Origin of the sequence: Arthrobacter jinronghuae, from assembly GCF_025244825.1 — a bacterium.
In the GTDB taxonomy this organism is placed as follows: Bacteria; Actinomycetota; Actinomycetes; order Actinomycetales; family Micrococcaceae; genus Arthrobacter_B; species Arthrobacter_B jinronghuae.
Map to the genome: position 1 here is coordinate 841,444 of NZ_CP104263.1, position 18,365 is coordinate 859,808.

An 18,365-nucleotide genomic window follows, 5' to 3' on the forward strand; every position below is an offset into this window, starting at 1 on the left:
AGCCCGGCTAGGCGGCGAGCAGCCCCTCCGTGCGGGAAAGGTCCTCAGAGAGATCCTTGCCCAGGGAGATAACCTTCTGCGGCGGCTGCCCGGGCAGGGCGGATACGCCTGTCACATCCGCCAGGAAGGCAACCGTCGACTGCAGCGATTCCATCGCCTCCGGGCGGTGCAGCTGGAACTGATACTCGTGTCCCAGCTTCGGTTTGTAATCCTTGGGCCAGAACCTGCGGCGGACGGGTACCCCAAGGTCCTGGAGCCGGTCTGCCAGGGGTATCGACTGCTCCCGGGTCAAGTTGTCACCGTTTCCACCGGAAATGTAGGTGGGCGGGAAACGGTAGTCCACGTGTTTCGGGATGCACATGTGGTCTGCGGCAGGTGTGGCCGCCCAGTTCCTGGACCCGGTGTAGGCCCACAGGGCTTTCCGAAGCCCCCAGCCCACCGGCCCGGCCATGCGGGCCACGGATTCCAGATCGAAGACGCCGCAGTTGAGCACGATTCCGCACAGCTGTTCGGGGCCCGCCGCAGGAATAACGCCTGTATCCCGGGCGTACTCCGGATTGGTGATGACCAGGGCCAGCTGTGCGGCCAATTGCGCGCCGGCGGAATCGCCGGCCAGCACAATCCGGTCGGGGTCCAGCCCGTAACGGTCCGCGCGCTCGCGGATGAAGCCCAACGCGGCGTTCAGCTCTTTCACGGCGGTCGGATAGACAGCTTCGGGCGAGATCGAGTACCCGACCCCCAGCACGGCGTACCCGTATCCGGCGAGGATCCTGAGGTACGGCGCCACATCTTCCTTGGTGCCGGAAATCCATGCCCCGCCGTGGATCCACATCACCACCGGGAGCGGTTTCCGGGCCGGATCGTCAGGAAGGAACAGGTCAAGGGAGGGTTTGCCGGCGGACCCCAGATAACGCACATCCCGGTGTCGGGTGACCGTAAACCGGGGAATATGGGGAAGGACCTTTTTCACCGGAACCCTGCCTGCACCGGCGAACACGCCGCGAATGAGCAGCGTAGCCGGCCGGGGATCCCGCTGCAGTACGGCAGCGGCGCTGATCCCGGCAACGGCGGCAGCGCCGGCCAGGATCCCCGCCGAAGTAAGCGAGGAGAGCTTCATTCCCTTAAGCTAAATCCCCGGAAACAGGCCTCTTTCGGCCGGTCCCGCGCCGTTGAGCGGCTCCGGGCGGGCAGCTGCGAGGAATCTCATGGCAGGTGGTGGTGGACGGCACTGCTGGGACGCACTATCCGGATGCCGGACAGCGCGCCCGGACGCTGCAGCGGGAAGGTCCCCGGCACCTGCAGCGTCCGGTGCGGCACCGGTCAGGCCGGGCTGTTACCCGTCCGCCAGCCGCCCTTGTACTCCTTGCGGACCGTTTCGGAGAACGGCACCGGGCTCACGGTTGCACGCACATCAAGCTGCCGGTGCGGTTCCACCGTTGTTTTGGCGCTGCCGCCGTCGGGCTCGCCCCACACCACCCGGAGTTCGGCGCCCAGGGGCACCGCCGGATCGACCGTTGCCAGCGAGAGGCCGCGGCGCTCGTTCGCCGAATACCCGGTGAACATGGAGAGGCCAACGACGTTCCCGTCCGCATCGATGACGGAGTCGTAGTTGGAGGATCCGTAGTTGGCCAGGGGAAGGTCAAAGTGCTTGTAGGGTTCCTCCGTGCCCAAGGGCGAGGCCAGGATCTTCCCCAGGTCTTCCGCGTTCCAATCCAGCGTCACTTTGCGACGCTGTGCCGACGGGTCCATCTGTTCCAGGGCCTCCCGGCCAATGAAGTCGTGGTCGAACTTCACGAAGGACCCGTAGCCCAGTTCCCACGGGGTCAGGTAGTAATCCTCGATGTTCGGGCTGACAAAGCTGCCTGCAATGGCGTTGGAAGCTTCGTAGCTGTCCGCTCCCAGCCACTCCCGATACGGACGCAGCTCCTCACCCGTGTAAATGGCCGGCAGCGGAGAAGGGATCCAGCCGGACTCGAGCGTATTGGACGGATAGGCGCGGGCGCCGACGGCGGCCATTCCGTACTCCGCGCCGACGTCCAGGATGGTGTCCCGCACTTTCTCATAGGACCCGTAGTCGCCCCAGATCTCCAGCCCCGGAGCTCCGGCCATCCCGTGGCGAAGCGTCCGGACCCGTTCGCCGGCAATCGACATGTGGTCCATCTTGAAGAATTTCAGCTGCTCCACCGAGGAGCCGTTTAGCTTCTCGATAATCTGCCAGGCGTTCGGGCCCTGGATCTGGAACCGCCAGTAGCGGCGGGATACCGGACGGCCCATCGGCCGTGAGGGGGAGCGCCGGTCGATCTGGACGTCGAGATCATAGCCGCCGGTTTCGGCGTTGAAGAGCAGCCAGTTGGCCGCGGGTGCCCGTCCCACGTAGATGTATTCGTCCTCGTCCTCGTGGAAGAGGATGCCGTCACCGATCACGTGGCCTGACGGGCCGGTGGGAACGTACTGTTTCGCCTTGTTGACCGGGAAATTCGCAACACTGTTGACCGCTGTGTCAGAGATCAGCTTCAGGGCGTCAGGACCCTTGATGAACAAGTTGTCCATGTGGTGGGACTGGTCAAACAGCACCGCCGTCTCGCGCCAGGCCCGCTGTTCGCTGCGCCAGTTGCTGAACTCCGGTGCCACCACGGGATAGATGTACGCCCCGATCTGGGAGTTGCGGAGTTGATCCACAACATTTGAGCTCGAGTCGAGGACGTCCTGCAGATTCTTAGGTGCCACGTTGAACCTCTTCTTCGCTGGGATAGGGAAACGCTTATCTCCGGAATCCGCATCTTTCGCGGCGGACCAGGGGATTCCGTTTGCTGTCCCTGGCCCGCCCGCGGAGAAGCAGCACGGATTGACCCCGACCCTAGGGCCATCTTCGAGTGCTGTCGAGAGCCGGTTAGCGGAGCCCCCGGGCGAAGGGGTTCCCCGGGCCGCCGGATACCTCGCTGGCCGGGGAGGCTAAACGCGGCTAGGGTGCAGCTACCGACAGGGCGGCCGGGACCTGGCTTGCCTCCGGCTAATGAAAACTGGAGGGCACGATGAGGAAAACCGGTGTTGCTGTGGTCCTGGCGGCGGCCTTAATGGGCGTTACGGGATGCGGCGGCGGTTCGCCGTCGTCCGAAAACGAAACCGAAACCGAAGCCAGTGCGGACCTGGTGCCCATAGAGGTGGGGGTGATTCCCATTGTGGATGTGGCTCCCATTTACCTGGGGGTGGAGCAGGGCTTCTTCGAGGACGAAGGCTTGGAACTGACCCTGACGCTTGCACAGGGCGGGGCGGCAATTGTCCCGGCAGTCACATCCGGCCAGATGGCGTTCGGCTTCTCCAACGTAACCTCCATGATTGTGGGCAAGTCCAAGGGCCTGCCCATCCGAATGGTGGCCCCGGGCGCCAGTACCACCGGCGACGTCGATGCGGACTTCGCGTCGGTGATGACGCTTCCCGGCAGCGGAATCGAGGAGATCGAGGACCTGGCCGGCAAGAGGGTGGGCGTGAATACGCTCAACAACATTTCAGACTCCACCATTTCCGAAGCGGTGAAGCAGGCCGGCGGCGACTACGAGAGCATCGAATTTGTCGAGATGCAGTTTCCCGATATGCCGGCCCAGCTCGACGGCGGCAACGTGGACGCCATTGCCGCAGTGGAACCCTTTGTGACCATCACCGAGGCGCAGGGCGCCGTTCCGGTGTTCTCGAACTACGCGGAGCCCATCAAGGACCTCACCGTGGCCGTTTATTTCACTTCGGACCGGTACGCGCAGGAGAACCCGGAGACTACGGAGAAATTTGTCCGTGCGATGACGGCGTCGCTTGAATATGCCGATCAGAACCCTGACGAGGTACGCGCGGTCCTGCCGAGCTACACCTCGCTGGAACCAGACGTCATCGAGGAGCTGACCCTGCCCAGATACTACGGCGAGATCAACCAGGATTCGCTGGAGGAGGTTATGCGCATCTCGCTCGACCGCGGCCTGATCGAGGAAGAGCCTGATCTGGAAGAGCTCCTGCCACGGTCCGGGTGAGTTCAGCTGCGGTACGCGTGTACCCAATCCGCCGTGGTCTTGATCCCGCCGAAGGTGTAGAAATGCAGCCGGACATCGCCGTGGGTTGTGGGTGAAAGAGCCTGGGCCAGGTCCTGGATGAACCGGCCCGGACCTGCTGTGCCCAGCAGATTGGACAGGGAAAACCCATACTTATGGGCGATTCCTGCCGAGGAGGCAACGCCGAACCGGCGGGCGTAACCGAGGAGGCGCTTCACCCCGGCGGGGCCGGGGACGCCGATCCGGACGGGTGCACTCACGCCGCGGCTGCGGAGTTCCTCAAGCCAGATAAGGACAGGCGCCACGTCGAAGCCGAACTGCGTCGTGATCGAAGCCTCCAGACCGCTCTGGTCCAGCGCCTGGATCTTGTCTTCCAAGGCCGTCCAGAGGGTGCCGGTATCAATGTCCGGATGTCCCTCGGGATAGCCGCTGATGCTCACGGCCCGGACCCCGTGCCCGGGAAGCAGTCCGCTCCGGATTACGGACAGCGCGTCCGGGAAGGGGCCCAGCGGGGATACCGGGTCTCCGCCGACCACAAAAAGCTCACGCGTTGCGTCGGCTTCCTCGAGCGCCACCAGGAACTTGCCGAGGTCTTCTCGGGATTCCAGCCGCCGCGCGGAAATATGCGGAACGGGAACGAATCCGCCGGCGCGGACGGCCGCAGCAGCGGCGACGCGCATCGGCAGGTCCTCATTCCCCAGGAACGTGACGTTGACCCGTGTCCCCGGGGGGATGGAAGGCTGCGCCTCCTGGAGCGCACCGATGTCCTTGCCGGTCATCTCGAGCGAGAAACCAGTGAGTAGCCGGGCGGGGGCGGAAGGCGTTTCAACGGGGTCCGGAGTCATGCGCGTTACCCTAGCGACCGCGGAAACCGGTGTCCACGGTTCCGCTCCGTGGCTTACGGCAGCATCCAATCAAGGACCGGGGTGGACTGCAGGTACACCAGAATGCACAGGGCGAGCAGCAGCAGCACGCTCCAGCCGACCACCTTGCGCAGCAGCACCGATTCCTGGCCGCTCATGTTCACCGCGGCAGCCCCGATGGCAAGGTTCTGCGGGCTGATGAGCTTGCCCATGACACCGCCGCCGGTGTTGGCGGCAACCATCAGCTGCGGATCCAGGCCGGCCTCAATTCCGGCTGTCTGCTGGAGCTTGGCAAAGAGCGCGTTCGCGGAGGTATCCGAACCGGTCACCGCCGTGCCGATCCAGCCGAGCACGGGGGAGAGGAAGGCAAAGAAGCCGCCGGTCGCCGCGAGCCACGTCCCGATCGATACCGTCTGCCCGGAAAAGTTCATCACGTATGCCAGGGCCAGCACCCCAAGGATGGTCAGCGCTGCGGAACGCATCCGCACCGCCGTCGTCCATATTTCCCGCACCGCCGCTCCCATGCTCAACGGATACCGGCCGTTTTCATTGAAGCGGGAGTAGACCAGGGCAACAATCAGCCCGGTGATCAGCAGCAAGGTACCGGGGCTGATCAGCCAGTCGAAGTTGTAGACGGTGGAGGACTGGGTCTGGCCGTTGCTGTCCAGCAGGGCTTCGTGCAGCACAGGCCAGGGGATCTCGATGTTGGTCTTCGCCAGTGCTTCGGGCACGTCGATGCCGAGCGTCCACAGGTTCACAAAACCGAAAATGACAATGACCGCCACATAGGGGAACAACGCCATCCACGCGCGTCCCGGGGTCAGACGGTCAGCAGCGGTGTCATCCGCCGCAGTCTGGACGTCCGACGCCGCGCCGGTGCCCGCCGGCGTCCAGCCGTCCGCCCGCGCTTCGGCCAGTTCCGCTTTCATCCGCTGGCCGGCCTCGCCGCCGTTGCGCGGATGCCAGAAGCGCAGGAACCCCACGGCGGCCAGCAACGCCACGAGGGAGGCCACAATGTCGGTGAGTTCATAGGAGAAATAGTTTGAGCACAGGAACTGGAAAATGGAGAAAACGACGCCGGTGAACAGGGCTATGGGCCAGCAGTCCCGCAGGCCTCGGCGTCCGTCCAGGATGAACAGCAGGATCAGCGGTACAAACAGGGCCAGCACCGGTGTCTGCCGGCCCACCACGGCACCGATTTCATCTCCCGTGTAGCCGGTGAGATTGGCAGCGGTGGTAATGGGGATGGCCAGGGCGCCGAACGCCACCGGGGCGGTGTTGGCTACCAGCACCGCGGTTGCCGCGCGGATCGGGGCGATGCCCAGGGCCAGCAGCATGGTCACCGTAATGGCGACCGGGGCGCCGAATCCGGCCAGCGCCTCCAGCAGGCCGCCGAAGCAGAAGGCCACCAGGATGGCCTGCACCCTCAGGTCCCCGCCGCCGATTGCATCAAAGACCCTTCGCAGGTCCTCGAACCGGCCGCTGAGTACCGTCACCTGGTACAGCCACACGGCCATCACAATGATCCAGACCACCGGGAACAACCCGAAGGCGGCGCCCTGCGTGGCTGAGAGCAGGGCAAGACCTACCGGCATGCCGAAACCGAAGATGCCGACGGCGAGGGCTACGAGGAGCGCCCAGGCCCCGGCCACGTATGCCCGGGTTTTGGCGAAGGCCAGCAGGAAGAAAAAGGTGAGCAACGGCAGCAGCGCTACGAGCGCGGACAAGGCCACGCTGCCGAGGACGGGGTTGGTGCTGGGAGTGAAGCTGTCCATAAAGACCTCCGCGCCGGCTGCGGAACCGACTTCAACGGATGGAGCTTCCCGATGAGGCCGCAACTCCGGCTGAACCGTGGAAGCACTGGAACAAGCGTTCATTCAAGCGTACGGCGGCGTTCCCTGTTGGTAACCCCCGGCCGGCCTTGGCAGGCCAGTTACCCGTCAGGAAGATACGGAGCCGGCAGCGCTGCGCTCGCGGTGGTGGCGGACGTAACCGGTCACGGCCACGGCAATCGAGATGACGGCCGAGATAGTCAATCCGAGCCAGAGCCCGACCTTCAGGGCAGCCGCGCCGGCTACGGCTCCAAGCATAATCAGGGAAATCGCGAGGGCCCGGCGGACCCAGTGCTTGCTGTCCCCGCCGGCCAGACGCGAGTCCGAGGCAAGCCCCGTAATGGTTGAGGTCACTACCACTGTTGTAATCTCAGCGACCTTCAACCGCTTGGCGGTCGCGGCCTGGATGCCCATCGATATGGCGAGGGCCGACGTCGTGATGCTGCCTAAGTGGGAATTGCTCTGTACATCCACCACCGCCGTGAGGACGGCCAATGCGGAAATGACACCCGCCACCACCATCAGTGACAGCGTGGTCCGCCCGGACCAGCCCTCCGGGCCCTTGCGCAGCATTCGGCCGGCAAGGGCGGCGCCCAGCATAAAGAAGAGAAGCGCCAGGATCGGACGCAGGATCGGCAGGTCGGCACCACCGGCAAAGGCCATGCCCAGCAGCACCACGTTGCCCGTCATATTTCCGGTGAAGACCCGGTCGAGGCCCAGATAACCGACAGCGTCCACTACCCCGGTGGAGAAAGTCAGGGCCAGCATCAGCCATAGATGCACCCGTTCGGTCGGTACGGCGTTGAGTCGTTTCACTGGCGGAATGTCTCCTTAGGCAGCCGTCCGTATACGAACGCGTGGCGGAAGGTCCGATTGTATTCAAAATCGCGGGATGCAAGGATTCCCCTAACTCTGTCGTCTGCCGAAAGCTGCCCCGTGACCTATACCGCCCCGGCTTCCTTCACCACCCGGCCCACCCTGCAGGGCACCTTCGGCATGAGTGCGTCTACGCACTGGTTGGCCACGGCGTCAGCCCAAGCCGTCCTGGAGCGAGGCGGGAACGCCTTCGACGCAGCGGTTGCCGGCGGCTTTGTCCTGCACGTTGTGGAACCGCATCTGAACGGTCCGGGCGGGGACATGACCGGTGTTTTCGCGACGGCGGAGAACCCTGAAGAACCCGTGGTGCTGATGGGCCAGGGCCCGGCGCCCGCCGCAGCCACCCGGGAGCACTACCTCGCCGAAGGCCTGGAACTGGTGCCCGGCGCCGGTGCCCTCGCCGCAGCCGTTCCTGCCGCCGTCGACGCGTGGCTGTTGCTGCTGCGGGAGCACGGCAGCTGGGAACTCACAGACGTCCTGGCGTTCGCCGTGGACTACGCCCGCAACGGTCATCCCGTCCTGGCCCGGGTCGGAGCCACCATCGAATCGGTGGCGGAGCTGTTCTCCGACCACTGGCCCACCTCGGCGGCCCAGTGGATGCCCCAGGGGCGCGTTCCGCGCGAGGGCGAGATCATCCGCAACGAGGCCTACGCCAGTGTGCTGGACCGGCTGGTCGACGCCGGCTCCGGCGCCGGAAGCCGGGAAGAACGTATCGACGCCGCCCGGCGTGAATGGCGCGAGGGTTTCGTGGCTCAGACAGCGGCGGATTTCGCGGCTGCACCGCACCGCCACTCCTCGGGAACCGACCACGCCGGCGTCATCACCGCGGCGGACTTCGCGGCGTTCGAAGCGGGGTTTGAACCTGCTGTCACGTTCGACTTCCGGGGTTACACCATCGCCAAGACCGGAGCCTGGGGGCAGGGGCCGGCGCTGCTGCAGACCCTGGCCATCCTCGCCGGCTTCGACGACGACCGGCTGGACCCGTCCACGGCGCTGGGCGCACACACCATCCTGGAAGCCCAGAAGCTGGCCATCGCGGACCGCGAGGCATACTACGGTGACGCGCAGGTGCCCCTGGACTACCTGCTCAGCGAGGACTACGCGGCCGGCCGCCGCGCCCTGATCACCGACACGGCCTCGGCTGAATTCCGCCCCGGAACGGTGCCGGGACACACGCCCTTCGTGCCGCCGCTGCGCACGGAGTACCTGCCGCCGGCCTTGGCCGGAGCCAGCGGTGCGGGTGGCTTCGCCGGCGTCGGCGAGCCCACCGTGCTGCCCACCGGCGAGACCCGCGGGGACACCTGCCACATCGACGTCGTGGACCGGTGGGGCAACATGGTCTCCGCCACCCCGTCGGGAGGCTGGCTGCAGTCCTCGCCGACCATCCCGGAACTGGGGTTCTGCCTGGGGTCCCGGCTGCAGATGACCTGGCTTGAAGAGGGCGCACCGTCCACCCTGGCCCCGGGGAAGCGGCCGCGCACCACGCTGACCCCCACACTGGTGCTCAAGGACGGCAGGCCGGTGGTTGCCCTGGGCTCGCCCGGCGGGGACCAGCAGGACCAATGGCAGCTGCTGTACCTGCTGCGCACCATCGTGGGCGGCTACACCCCGCAGCAGGCGATTGACGCTCCCGCCCTGCACACCACGTCCATTCCCGGTTCTTTCTGGCCGCGCACCTGGACACCGGGCGGTGCGGTAGTGGAAGACCGCCTGGGGGAGGACGTGATTGCCGAGCTGGAATCCCGGGGGCATGTGGTGACCCGGGCGGGGGACTGGGCATTGGGACGGTTGTCCTCGGTGGTCCGGGAGCCGGATTCGGGCCTCCTGCAGGCGGCGGCAAATCCGCGGGGAGCGCAGGGGTATGCGGCCGGGCGGTGAGGCCGGCTTACCCCTTCCTCAGGGGGAGGGGAGTTTCGCCCGTTCCGTTGGGTGAGCCCCGAGCCTATAGTTCAAGAGGGGTTCCTTCCTACTGTGAGCGAGGCTTCAAGATGGCCAATATCACCACCCGACCCGTCACAAAACTTGGAATTGTGGGAGCCGGAAGTGTCGGCACTTCAATGGCCTACGCGGCGATCATCCGGGATACGGCCCGCCAGATTGCGATCTACGACATCGACGCCGTCCGGGCCGAGGCCGAGGGTCTGGACCTGGCCCACGGCACCCAGTTCACCGGCGCCAACACGGTCACCGGCGGAGGCAATATCGAGGACCTGGCCGGGGCCGACGTCATAGCCATCACCGCCGGAGCACGCCAGCAGCCGGGCCAGAGCCGGCTGGACCTGGCCGGCGCAAATGTGCGGATCCTGGAGAAGCTGATGCCGCAGCTGATGGAACAGGCGCCGGACGCCGTCTACATCATGGTGACCAACCCGGCCGACGTCCTCGCCGTTGCCGCACAGAAAATCGCCGGCCTGCCGCGCAACCGGATGTTCTCCTCCGGAACGGTCCTGGACACCTCGCGGCTGCGGCTGCTGCTGGCCCGCGAAGCGCACGTACTGATGACCAGCGTGCACGCCACCATCATCGGTGAACACGGCGACAGCGAGTTCCCTGTCTGGTCCAACGCCACCATCGGCCCCGTGCCCATCCGGGAATGGGAAATCAGCGGCCGGCAGGTTTTCACCGATGAGTTCCTTGCCGCCGCCACGGACGACGTCGTCAACGCCGCCTACAAGGTGATCGAGGGCAAGGGAGCAACGAACTACGCGATTGGACTGGCCGGAGTGCGGATCATCGAGGCGGTGCTGAATGCCGAAAACGCCGTCCTGCCCGTTGCGGCCACGCTGAACGGCGAGTACGGAATCAGCGGTGTTGCACTGTCCCTCCCGTCCATCGTTGGCCACAACGGGGTCTACAAGATGCTCGAAATGCCGCTGGACGAGGCCGAGACCGGGAAGCTCATGGCTTCGGCCGAGACCCTGCAGGGCACCCTGACGTCACTGGGGATCTAGCGGGCCTGCCCGGTCAGTTCGCGCAGCCGCCAGGCGTTGCGGACTGCGTGCCCTTCGCCGTCGTTGTTGAAGTATGCGTACACGTCCTTGCCCATGGCATCCCATTCGCGCATCCGGGCCGCCCACCACTGCAGGTCTTCCTCGGAGTAGGAATCGACGTAGAGCTGCTCAGGGTTCGGTCCGTGCAACCGGACGTACACAAACGGGGCGGTGGCGCGCAGGATGCACGGCAAATGCGCGCCGCTCATGACGGTGTAGGCAGCGCCGTGGCGCTCCAACAGCCGGAAGACCTCTTCGTCGTTCCAGCTGTCGTGCCGGAACTCCACCGCCACACGGATAGTCCCGGGCAGCTTCGAGAGGACGTAATCCAGACGGTCGTCGTCCCGCGCCATGTCCGGGGAGAGCTGGAGCAGGAACACTCCGCTGCGGTCGCCGAGCTCGGCGAAGCAACGCTCTATCCGGCCTATCCATTCATCCGGATCCCGCAGCTTCCGGGCGTGGGTCAGTCCGCGGGGCGCCTTGACGGAAAAGACGTACCCTTCCGGCAGCCGGTCCCGGTAGGCAGCGAACGCCTCCTCGCGAGGCCAGCGGTAAAAGCTGCCGTTCAGCTCAACGGTGTCGAATTCACTTGCATACTTTTCCAGCCACACCCGGGCGGGCACGCCCTTGGGGTACAGCACGTTGCGCCAGTGGTTGTAGGCCCAGCCCGATGTTCCGATATGGATGCTCACACCATCCAAACTAGCCGCTTCCGGGACCCGCCTGCCGACATTGCGCCCGCTGCCCGGCCCGGCAGCGCGGACCGGAGTGACGGAGCCGTCGCCGCAGGAGTGCCCGCAGATGAAATAACCCGGCCGCCGCCGCGGTTGCATCCTACGTGCCCGGCCAAAAAGGCCCCGCGCGCAAGCAACTGAAAGGCAAGTCCCCCTATGACTGTTCCGCTCTCTATTCTCGATCTCGCCATCATCGATGAGGGCGAGACCGCACGTGATTCGTTTGCGTCTTCGCTGGCGTTGGCCCAGGAAGCGGAGAAGCTGGGTTACACCCGCATCTGGTACGCAGAGCACCACAACATGCCTACCATCGCTTCCTCCGCCACCAGCGTGCTGATCGGCTACATTGCCGCGCACACCCAGAACATCCGGCTCGGAGCCGGCGGAGTCATGCTGCCCAACCACGCGCCGCTGACCATTGCGGAGCAGTTCGGCACTTTGGAAACGCTTTTCCCGGGCCGGATTGATCTCGGCCTCGGCCGGGCTCCCGGCACGGACCAGAAGACGCTGCACGCGCTCCGCCGGGACCACATGTCCTCGGACAGCTTCCCCCAGGACGTCCAGGAACTGCAGGGTTACCTGAGCGGCAATACGCTGATCCCGGGCATCAACGCGACGCCGGGGGCCGGCACCAACGTGCCGCTGTACATCCTGGGCTCCTCCCTCTTCGGCGCCAAGCTGGCCGCCGCCCTTGGCCTGCCCTACTCGTTTGCCTCGCACTTCGCCCCGCAGGCACTGCAGGACGCAGTAACCATCTACCGCCGTGACTTCAAGCCCTCGGCCCAGCTGGCCGAGCCGTACGTGATTGCCGGCGTGAACGTTGTGGCCGCCGAGACCACCGAAGAGGCCCAGCAGATGTTTGCCGATTCACAGCGCCGCCGGGTGACCCAGCTCTTCGGCCGGGACCGTACCTTCACTGATGAAGAGGCGGATGCCATCCTGCAGTCGCCGGGCGGACAGCAGGTCAAGCAGATGGGCCGCTACTCGGCCGTCGGCAACCCCGAGGAAGTCCGGGACTACCTCGACTGGTTCACCGGACATGCGCAGGCCGACGAACTGATCGTTGCCACGCAGACCGCCACGCTGGAATCCCGGCTCCGGTCCTTCCAGCTGCTGGCAGACGCCGCACTGCCGGTCCGGGCCTAACCATGCCTAATCAGCAGCCGCCTGCGGCTGCTGTGCTAGATATAAAGGATGAGTTCTAACCCGCACGTTATCCACTGTTCCGTCGGCATGCGCTGGGGGGACATGGATGCTTACGGGCATATCAACAACGTTGAGATCGTCCGGATGCTCGAGGAAGCACGGGTGCATGCCTTCGGCCCTCCCGGCGGAACGGGAGGGCCGGGGCAGCAGCCTGGGGTGCCGCTGTTCAGCGATGTACCGCCCGGCACCCAGTCCCTTGTCGTGGAACACCGCGTCCGGTACGTGGCGGAACTGACCTACCGGAACGTCCCGGCCGACGTCGACGTCTGGATCAGCGCGGTCAAGGGCGCCAGCCTCACACTCTCCTACGTGATCCATGACCCGGTGACCGGGCAGGCCTGCGTCCGCGCGGAAACCACACTGGCCTTTGTCGACGGAGCCACCGGGATGCTGCAGCGCCTGACGCCGGCCCAGCGGGAAATGGCAGCAGCGCATACAGGGGCTTCCGTCTTCGCCTGAGCTCCCCGCCGCCCCTCGACCCCTGTGATCGGCACGCGTCCGCTATTAACATCTTCCGTAGTCCCGGCAGGTCCAGCCCGGTAACCAAGGAGATGCGCCGTGTGGCACAACCTCGGCATCACCCCGTCCGAAGCTCTTTGGGTTGTGCTGAGTGCCCTCGGCATTTACGCAGCCTTCTCCCTGCTGGTCCGCGGCTTTGGGCAGCGCGCACTGGCTAGCTGGTCCACGCTGGACCGCGCCATCGTTATTGCCCTGGGCGCTGTGCTTGGCCGGGTGGTCCTCGGCTACACGCCGACTCTTGCGGCCGGCGTCATCGGATTGGCCACGATGTTCGGGATGCTGCGGGTGGAGGGCTACCTTCGCCGGAGCCGGCACGGAGCCTACCTCACCAGCCGGCCGATCCTCCTGATGGCCGGAAGCGAGGTGGTGCAGGAGGGACTGCGTAAGGCGCACATCCTGGAAGAGGAGCTGTTCTTCAAGCTGAGGCAGTCCGGCATCCGGAACCTGACCGAAGTGGCTGTGGCGATTCTGGAGCCCACAGGCGAGGTCAGCATCCTTCGCCGGGGCGAGCGCATTGATCCGCTGCTGCTGAGCCGGGTTCCTAACCAATCCCGGATTCCGCGTGACCTGTTGCTCCCGGAGTAGGTGTTCCGTGGCCGGGTAGGCTTCTGCGTACCTGCCCTGAGACGGGCGCCACACTCACCTAAAGGACCACGATGCCCCTTTCACTCGACAAGGTTGCCGAGAAGGCTCCTTCCCTCCTCAGCCTCGCGAAGAACGCCTCAGCTGCCGTGGACATGTCCGGCCTGAACGGGCAGACCGCCAAAGTCGCGCTTGTCCTGGACTTTTCCGGCTCCATGCACTCGCAGTACAAGTCCGGAGCCATGCAGCGGCTGGCCGAGAAGGTCCTGGCCCTGGCCACCCAGTTCGACGACGACGGCGCCATCGACTTCTTCGTCTTCGACAGCGGTGCGGCCCACCTGGGTGAAATCAGCCTCGACGATTTCAGTGACGGTGTCTCCCGCCTGATCGGTAAGCGGCGGATGGGTACCACCAACTACGCAGCGGCCTTCCTTGCCGTCCGTGACCACTTCGGGTTTCCGCCGGCTTCGAAGACGCCTACGCGGAAGGGGCTGTTCGGCGGCCCGAAGAAGGTGGAGCCGGCTGCGGGCACGGTGCCCGCCGACCAGCCCGTCTACGCCCTCTTCCTGACGGACGGTGCCCCCGACAGCAAGCCGGCGGCCGTCAAGGCGCTGACTGAGGTCAGTACTACGCCGATCTTCTGGAAGTTCCTGTCCATCGGCCGGGAGGAGATGGCTTTCCTGCAGAAACTCGATGACCTCGACGAACGGTTCATGGACAACGCCGACTACAAGGCGGTGGGGGACACCGACCAGCTTTCCGACGTGGCCCTGTTCGACGCCATGCTCGACGAGTATCCAGCCTGGATCGCGGAGGCCCGCACCAAGGGCCTGATCAGGTAACCGGAGGGTGCGGGGGAGTGGATTAGGCGTCCGGGCAAACCTCGTGTAGGCTGAAACGCAGTTGTTGTGTTGCGCATTTTGTATTTCAAGTGGCGAAACCCAATTGGTCTAGCTGCTTTTTCTGTAGAAGCGGTAAAGGAACACCGCGACTGAAACCGCCCGAAAGTCGGGATGTGTTTCGAATGCAGAAGGAATTAAAAAAATGGCTACAGGTACCGTGAAATGGTTCAACTCCGAAAAGGGCTTCGGCTTCATTGAGCCCGACGACGGCAGCGCCGACGTCTTCGCTCACTACTCCGCGATCAACTCCAACGGCTACAAGTCGCTGGACGAGAACCAGAAGGTTAGCTTCGACACCGAGCAGGGCCCCAAGGGCCCGCAGGCCTCGAACATCCAGGCCCTCTAATTTCTTAGAGACTTTGTAACGGCCGCTTAGCGGCGATACTACATAGAGCAGGACGGGATCTCCCGTCCTGCTCTTGTGTTTAACCCGGATCTTCTACGCCGTGCTCGGGCACCGGTCTATGACGGGCCGTTCCACAAGACCGGTGCCTTCCTCGCCACTAAGGCCCGGCTATGGTGCCCTCCGTCCCTCGAGTCCTCGCCGGTCTCGCTAAGCCTGGGGTGTTTCCCTGCGCTTTGGGTAAAATCCTGCACTTTGTAGCAATCCCCGCGCCGCGCAGCGCAGGGATTGCCACAAACTGCAGGGATCCGGACAAAGCGCAGGGGAAAGGCTCCGGGCCAGGCTGGGGTTCAAAGGAGCGGGGTCGCAGCTCCCGTGCAGGGGCCCGGTGCCGTGCCTGTGGTCTTCCGATGTCTGCTAATCCGGCGGCAGCGTTTCCCTGCAGTTTGTCCGGATCCCTGCACTGCGCAGCGCAGGGATTGCCACAAACTGCAGGGATCCGGACAAAGCGCAGGGATCCAGCACCGTGGGACCCCGTGCAGGCGCCCGGCTGGGTTCGAAGGAGCGGGGTCACAGCTCCCGTGCAGGGGCCCGGTGCCGTGCCTGTGGTCTGCCGATGTCTGCTAATCCGGCGGCAGCGTTTCCCTGCAGTTTGTCCGGTTCCCTGCACTGCGCAGCGCAGGGATTGCCACAAACTGCAGGGATCCGGACAAAGCGCAGGGATCCGGAACCGTGGGACCCCGTGCAGGCGCCCGGCTGGGGTTCGAAGGAGCGGGGTTACAGCTCCCGTGCAGGGGCCCGGTGCCGTGCCTGTGGTCTGCCGGTGTCTGCTAATCCGGCGGCAGCGTTTCCCTGCAGTTTGTCCGGATCCCTGCACTGCGCAGCGCAGGGATTGCCACAAACTGCAGGGATCTGGACAAAGCGCAGGGATCCGGCACCGTGGGACCCCGTGCAGGCGCCTGGGTTCGAGCCACCCTCCTGTCCAGGCGCCCGGGTTCGAGCCCTCCCCTTCCCGTGCAGGCGCCCGGGTTAGGCGGCTTTAATATTCTTTGCGAGCTCTGCGAGCAAGGAATTTCGTTGCCGCCGTTCCGGGCGCCGGAGCGGGAGGCGCCGGAGCGGGAGGCGCCGGAGCGGGAGGCGCCGGAGCGGGAGGTGCCGGAGCGGGAGGCGCCGGAACGGGACCGGGTGCCGGAGCAGCTCCCTCAGTCGTGAATCCGGACCGCCGCCTCACGCAGGTACTGTTCCACCCGGCTGTACGCGTCCTGGGTCAGGGCTTTCCACAGGTTCATGCTCAGCACCGGATCCCTTTCCGCCAGCTCGTCGATCGAGTCGGCAGTCAGCACCTTGACCTTCACCGGTCCCGCCGCCTTGACGGTGGTTTCCTGGCGTTTGTCCTCGCCCATCGCCATTTCTCCGAAGGTCATGCCCGGACCCAGTGTGGCGAGTTTGACCCTGCTGCCGTCCGGACCGGGCATGGACGTGGTGATGTGCCCGGAGACGATGAAGAAGACACCCCCGAAGCGTTGACCCACGCGGCGGACCACGTCGCCGTCGTCGTACGTGCGGTCTTCCATCATCTTCTGCAGCAGCTGCGCCTCTTCGGGGTCCAGCGGGCTGAAGGCGGGGGAATCGGCGGGGTCGATGCTGTCCGGCAGGACAAGCTCGGTGCCGTAGCCTTCCAGCAGCCTGTTCTCGCACCACTCGATGGCCGCGGAACGCATCGCGAAGGATTCGGTTTTCCGGCCCAGTTCCTGCAGGGCTGCCGTGACCGAACCCTCGATGTCCACCAGGGCCAGTTCACGGCCGGCACGGCGGAGCATGTCTTCCGCCTCGGCAATCAGCCGGATCGCGACGTCGGACACTTCGTCCACGCTGCGCAGATCGGCAACCACGAGTTCGACGTCGTCGGGCAGTTCGGTGAGGGCCCGCACCATGGACTCGGCGCCGGCGAAAAGCAGGTCGCCGTTAAGCTCGATGACCTGTACCCGATGGCCGTGCTCGGCCAGGATCTCCGCAGCCTCGTCCGTGCGCCGGATGCCGGAGGGGGTGGAGGTGATGTCATAGATGGCCCGGATGGCGGATCGGCCGGTGCGTGCAGCCCGGACAAAGTGGAGGCCAAGGTCATGGGAGAGCCGCTGGCTGACCGCTACCCCGCGCACGCTGTTGCCGTGGGCGTCCAGGGGAGGGGAGTAGACGGCCAAACCCACCTGGCCGGGCAGGACGGCAAGGATGCCGCCGGCCACCCCGGACTTTGCGGGCATGCCCACGCTGCTGATCCAGGATCCGGCGTCGTCGTACATGCCGCAGGTGGTCATCACCGAAAGGACGCGTTCCACCGAGGCCAGGTCCAGGACTTCTTCTCCGGAGAGGGGATGGCGGCCGCTGTTAGCCAGGGTGGCGGCCATCAGGGCGAGGTCCCGGGTGTTGACCATGACCGAGCACTGCCGGAAGTAATCCTTGATGATCGGGGCGGGATCGGACTCGATGATCCCGAAGGAACGCAGCAGATAGGCCAACGCAGTGTTGCGGTGGCCGGACCTCAGCTCGGACGCGTAAATCCGCTGGCTCACGTCGAGGTCACGGCCGGCGAAGGCCGAGTAGGTATCCAGGATGCGCTTGAACCGGGACCTGCCGCCGGATCCCTTGACCAGGGAGGTGGCGGTCAGGGCACCGGCATTGATCATGGCGTTGGCCGGGCGGCCGGTACCTTCGGCAAGGGAGATTTCGTTGAAGGAGTCTCCGGACGGTTCCACGTCCACCTTTTCGTCCACCGCTTCCATGCCCAGATCGGCGAGGGCCAGGGCGTAGGTGAAGGGCTTGGAGATGGACTGGATACTGAACTCTTCGCGCGTATCCCCAACCTCATAGACAAAGCCGTCAGCGGTGGCCAGAGCTATCCCGAAGCAATCCGGGTCGACATTGGCCATGGCCGGTATGCCGCGGTACGGGGTGCCGTCTTTCAAACCGGCGATCTCGGCGTGGATCCTGCGCAGGTAGTTCTCGATCGGGGAGTCCATACTTCAAGCCTAGGGGCTTGCGGAGGGGTGACTCTCCACGAGGTGCGCGGTATACTTTTGTTGTTGCAGTGTTGTGCAATTTGTACGTTCAAGCGGCGAAACCCAGATCTAGGGCCAGCCGCTTTTTCTGTATTTTGCATGGAAGGCACGGCAGCGTGAAACTCCCCGAAGGTCGGGGCAGGTTTCGTTCAGAAGGATGATTAAAAATGGCAACAGGTACCGTGAAATGGTTCAACGCTGAAAAGGGCTTCGGATTCATCGAGCCCGATGACGGCAGCGCCGATGTTTTCGCCCACTACTCCGCTATCAACTCCAGTGGCTACCGGTCTCTCGAAGAGAACCAGAAGGTCACTTTCGACACCGAGCAGGGCCCCAAGGGTCCGCAGGCGGTTAACATCCAGGCTGTCTAAATAGACATTAGGTCCGTTTCACGGGCCGGCTGGAATCAGGAGCAGGACGGGATTTAT

General features: G+C 65.0%; 16 protein-coding genes. 9 read left to right on the forward strand and 7 right to left on the reverse strand.

All coding sequences use genetic code 11. The features are described from left to right. Positions 1–7: 7 nt before the first annotated feature. Both N2K98_RS03870 and ligM read right to left on the reverse strand, forming a co-directional pair. A complete protein-coding gene (locus N2K98_RS03870; protein WP_255866095.1) occupies positions 8–1,117 on the reverse strand; it encodes an alpha/beta hydrolase in 1,110 nt (369 codons plus the stop codon). A gap of 203 nt (positions 1,118–1,320) precedes the next feature. Next, positions 1,321–2,727, reverse strand: coding sequence for a vanillate/3-O-methylgallate O-demethylase (gene ligM / locus N2K98_RS03875; RefSeq protein ID WP_255866097.1), 1,407 nt, complete (start codon positions 2,725–2,727; stop codon positions 1,321–1,323). 305 nt (positions 2,728–3,032) lie between these two features. Between ligM and N2K98_RS03880 the strand changes: the two genes are divergently transcribed. Beyond that, positions 3,033–4,016 (forward strand): ABC transporter substrate-binding protein, encoded by a 984-nt coding sequence (locus N2K98_RS03880; protein ID WP_255866098.1) that lies wholly within the window; start codon positions 3,033–3,035, stop codon positions 4,014–4,016. 2 nt (positions 4,017–4,018) lie between these two features. Here N2K98_RS03880 and N2K98_RS03885 read toward each other — a convergent pair whose 3' ends face one another. The 3 genes from N2K98_RS03885 to N2K98_RS03895 all read right to left on the reverse strand — a co-directional run bounded on the left by N2K98_RS03885 (position 4,019) and on the right by N2K98_RS03895 (position 7,545). Continuing rightward, the gene (locus N2K98_RS03885; protein ID WP_255866099.1) at positions 4,019–4,879 is read right to left on the reverse strand and encodes a methylenetetrahydrofolate reductase; all 861 of its coding nucleotides are present in this window, start codon (positions 4,877–4,879) and stop codon (positions 4,019–4,021) included. A 53-nt stretch (positions 4,880–4,932) separates the two neighbouring features. Then, positions 4,933–6,672, reverse strand: coding sequence for an L-lactate permease (locus N2K98_RS03890; RefSeq protein WP_255866100.1), 1,740 nt, complete (start codon positions 6,670–6,672; stop codon positions 4,933–4,935). 165 nt (positions 6,673–6,837) lie between these two features. Next, the gene (locus N2K98_RS03895; RefSeq protein WP_255798434.1) at positions 6,838–7,545 is read right to left on the reverse strand and encodes a YoaK family protein; all 708 of its coding nucleotides are present in this window, start codon (positions 7,543–7,545) and stop codon (positions 6,838–6,840) included. 180 nt (positions 7,546–7,725) lie between these two features. On the opposite strand from N2K98_RS03895, the gene N2K98_RS03900 reads away from it, so the two are divergent. Continuing rightward, positions 7,726–9,483: a gamma-glutamyltransferase family protein gene (locus N2K98_RS03900; RefSeq protein WP_257794602.1), complete on the forward strand. Its 1,758-nt coding sequence runs from the start codon at positions 7,726–7,728 to the stop codon at positions 9,481–9,483. Positions 9,484–9,593: 110 nt separating this feature from the next. Further along, positions 9,594–10,556 (forward strand): L-lactate dehydrogenase, encoded by a 963-nt coding sequence (locus N2K98_RS03905; RefSeq protein ID WP_255798436.1) that lies wholly within the window; start codon positions 9,594–9,596, stop codon positions 10,554–10,556. On the opposite strand, the gene N2K98_RS03910 is transcribed toward N2K98_RS03905, so the two are convergent. Then, the gene (locus N2K98_RS03910; protein ID WP_255866102.1) at positions 10,553–11,287 is read right to left on the reverse strand and encodes a DUF72 domain-containing protein; all 735 of its coding nucleotides are present in this window, start codon (positions 11,285–11,287) and stop codon (positions 10,553–10,555) included. The genes N2K98_RS03905 and N2K98_RS03910 overlap by 4 nt on opposite strands. Before the next feature lie 198 nt (positions 11,288–11,485). Here N2K98_RS03910 and N2K98_RS03915 point away from each other — a divergent pair, with 198 nt between their 5' ends. From N2K98_RS03915 to N2K98_RS03935, 5 genes are all read left to right on the forward strand, one after another. Continuing rightward, positions 11,486–12,475, forward strand: coding sequence for an LLM class flavin-dependent oxidoreductase (locus tag N2K98_RS03915; RefSeq protein ID WP_255866103.1), 990 nt, complete (start codon positions 11,486–11,488; stop codon positions 12,473–12,475). 48 nt (positions 12,476–12,523) lie between these two features. Beyond that, the gene (locus tag N2K98_RS03920; protein WP_255866104.1) at positions 12,524–12,994 is read left to right on the forward strand and encodes an acyl-CoA thioesterase; all 471 of its coding nucleotides are present in this window, start codon (positions 12,524–12,526) and stop codon (positions 12,992–12,994) included. Positions 12,995–13,093: 99 nt separating this feature from the next. Continuing rightward, positions 13,094–13,639, forward strand: coding sequence for a DUF421 domain-containing protein (locus N2K98_RS03925; protein WP_255798440.1), 546 nt, complete (start codon positions 13,094–13,096; stop codon positions 13,637–13,639). A 71-nt stretch (positions 13,640–13,710) separates the two neighbouring features. After that, positions 13,711–14,478, forward strand: a complete 768-nt coding sequence (locus N2K98_RS03930; protein WP_255866105.1) for a VWA domain-containing protein — start codon at positions 13,711–13,713, stop codon at positions 14,476–14,478. A gap of 202 nt (positions 14,479–14,680) precedes the next feature. Then, entirely contained in the window at positions 14,681–14,884 is a 204-nt protein-coding gene (locus N2K98_RS03935; RefSeq protein ID WP_146362594.1) for a cold-shock protein, read from the forward strand. Positions 14,885–16,083: 1,199 nt separating this feature from the next. On the opposite strand, the gene glsA is transcribed toward N2K98_RS03935, so the two are convergent. Then, positions 16,084–17,898 carry a glutaminase A gene (gene glsA, locus N2K98_RS03940; RefSeq protein ID WP_255798442.1) on the reverse strand — a complete coding sequence of 605 codons (1,815 nt, stop codon included), beginning with the start codon at positions 17,896–17,898 and terminating at the stop codon, positions 16,084–16,086. Between the two features lie 206 nt (positions 17,899–18,104). On the opposite strand from glsA, the gene N2K98_RS03945 reads away from it, so the two are divergent. Further along, complete coding sequence (locus tag N2K98_RS03945; protein ID WP_146362590.1) at positions 18,105–18,308, forward strand: cold-shock protein; 204 nt, start codon at positions 18,105–18,107, stop codon at positions 18,306–18,308. Positions 18,309–18,365 lie beyond the last annotated feature (57 nt).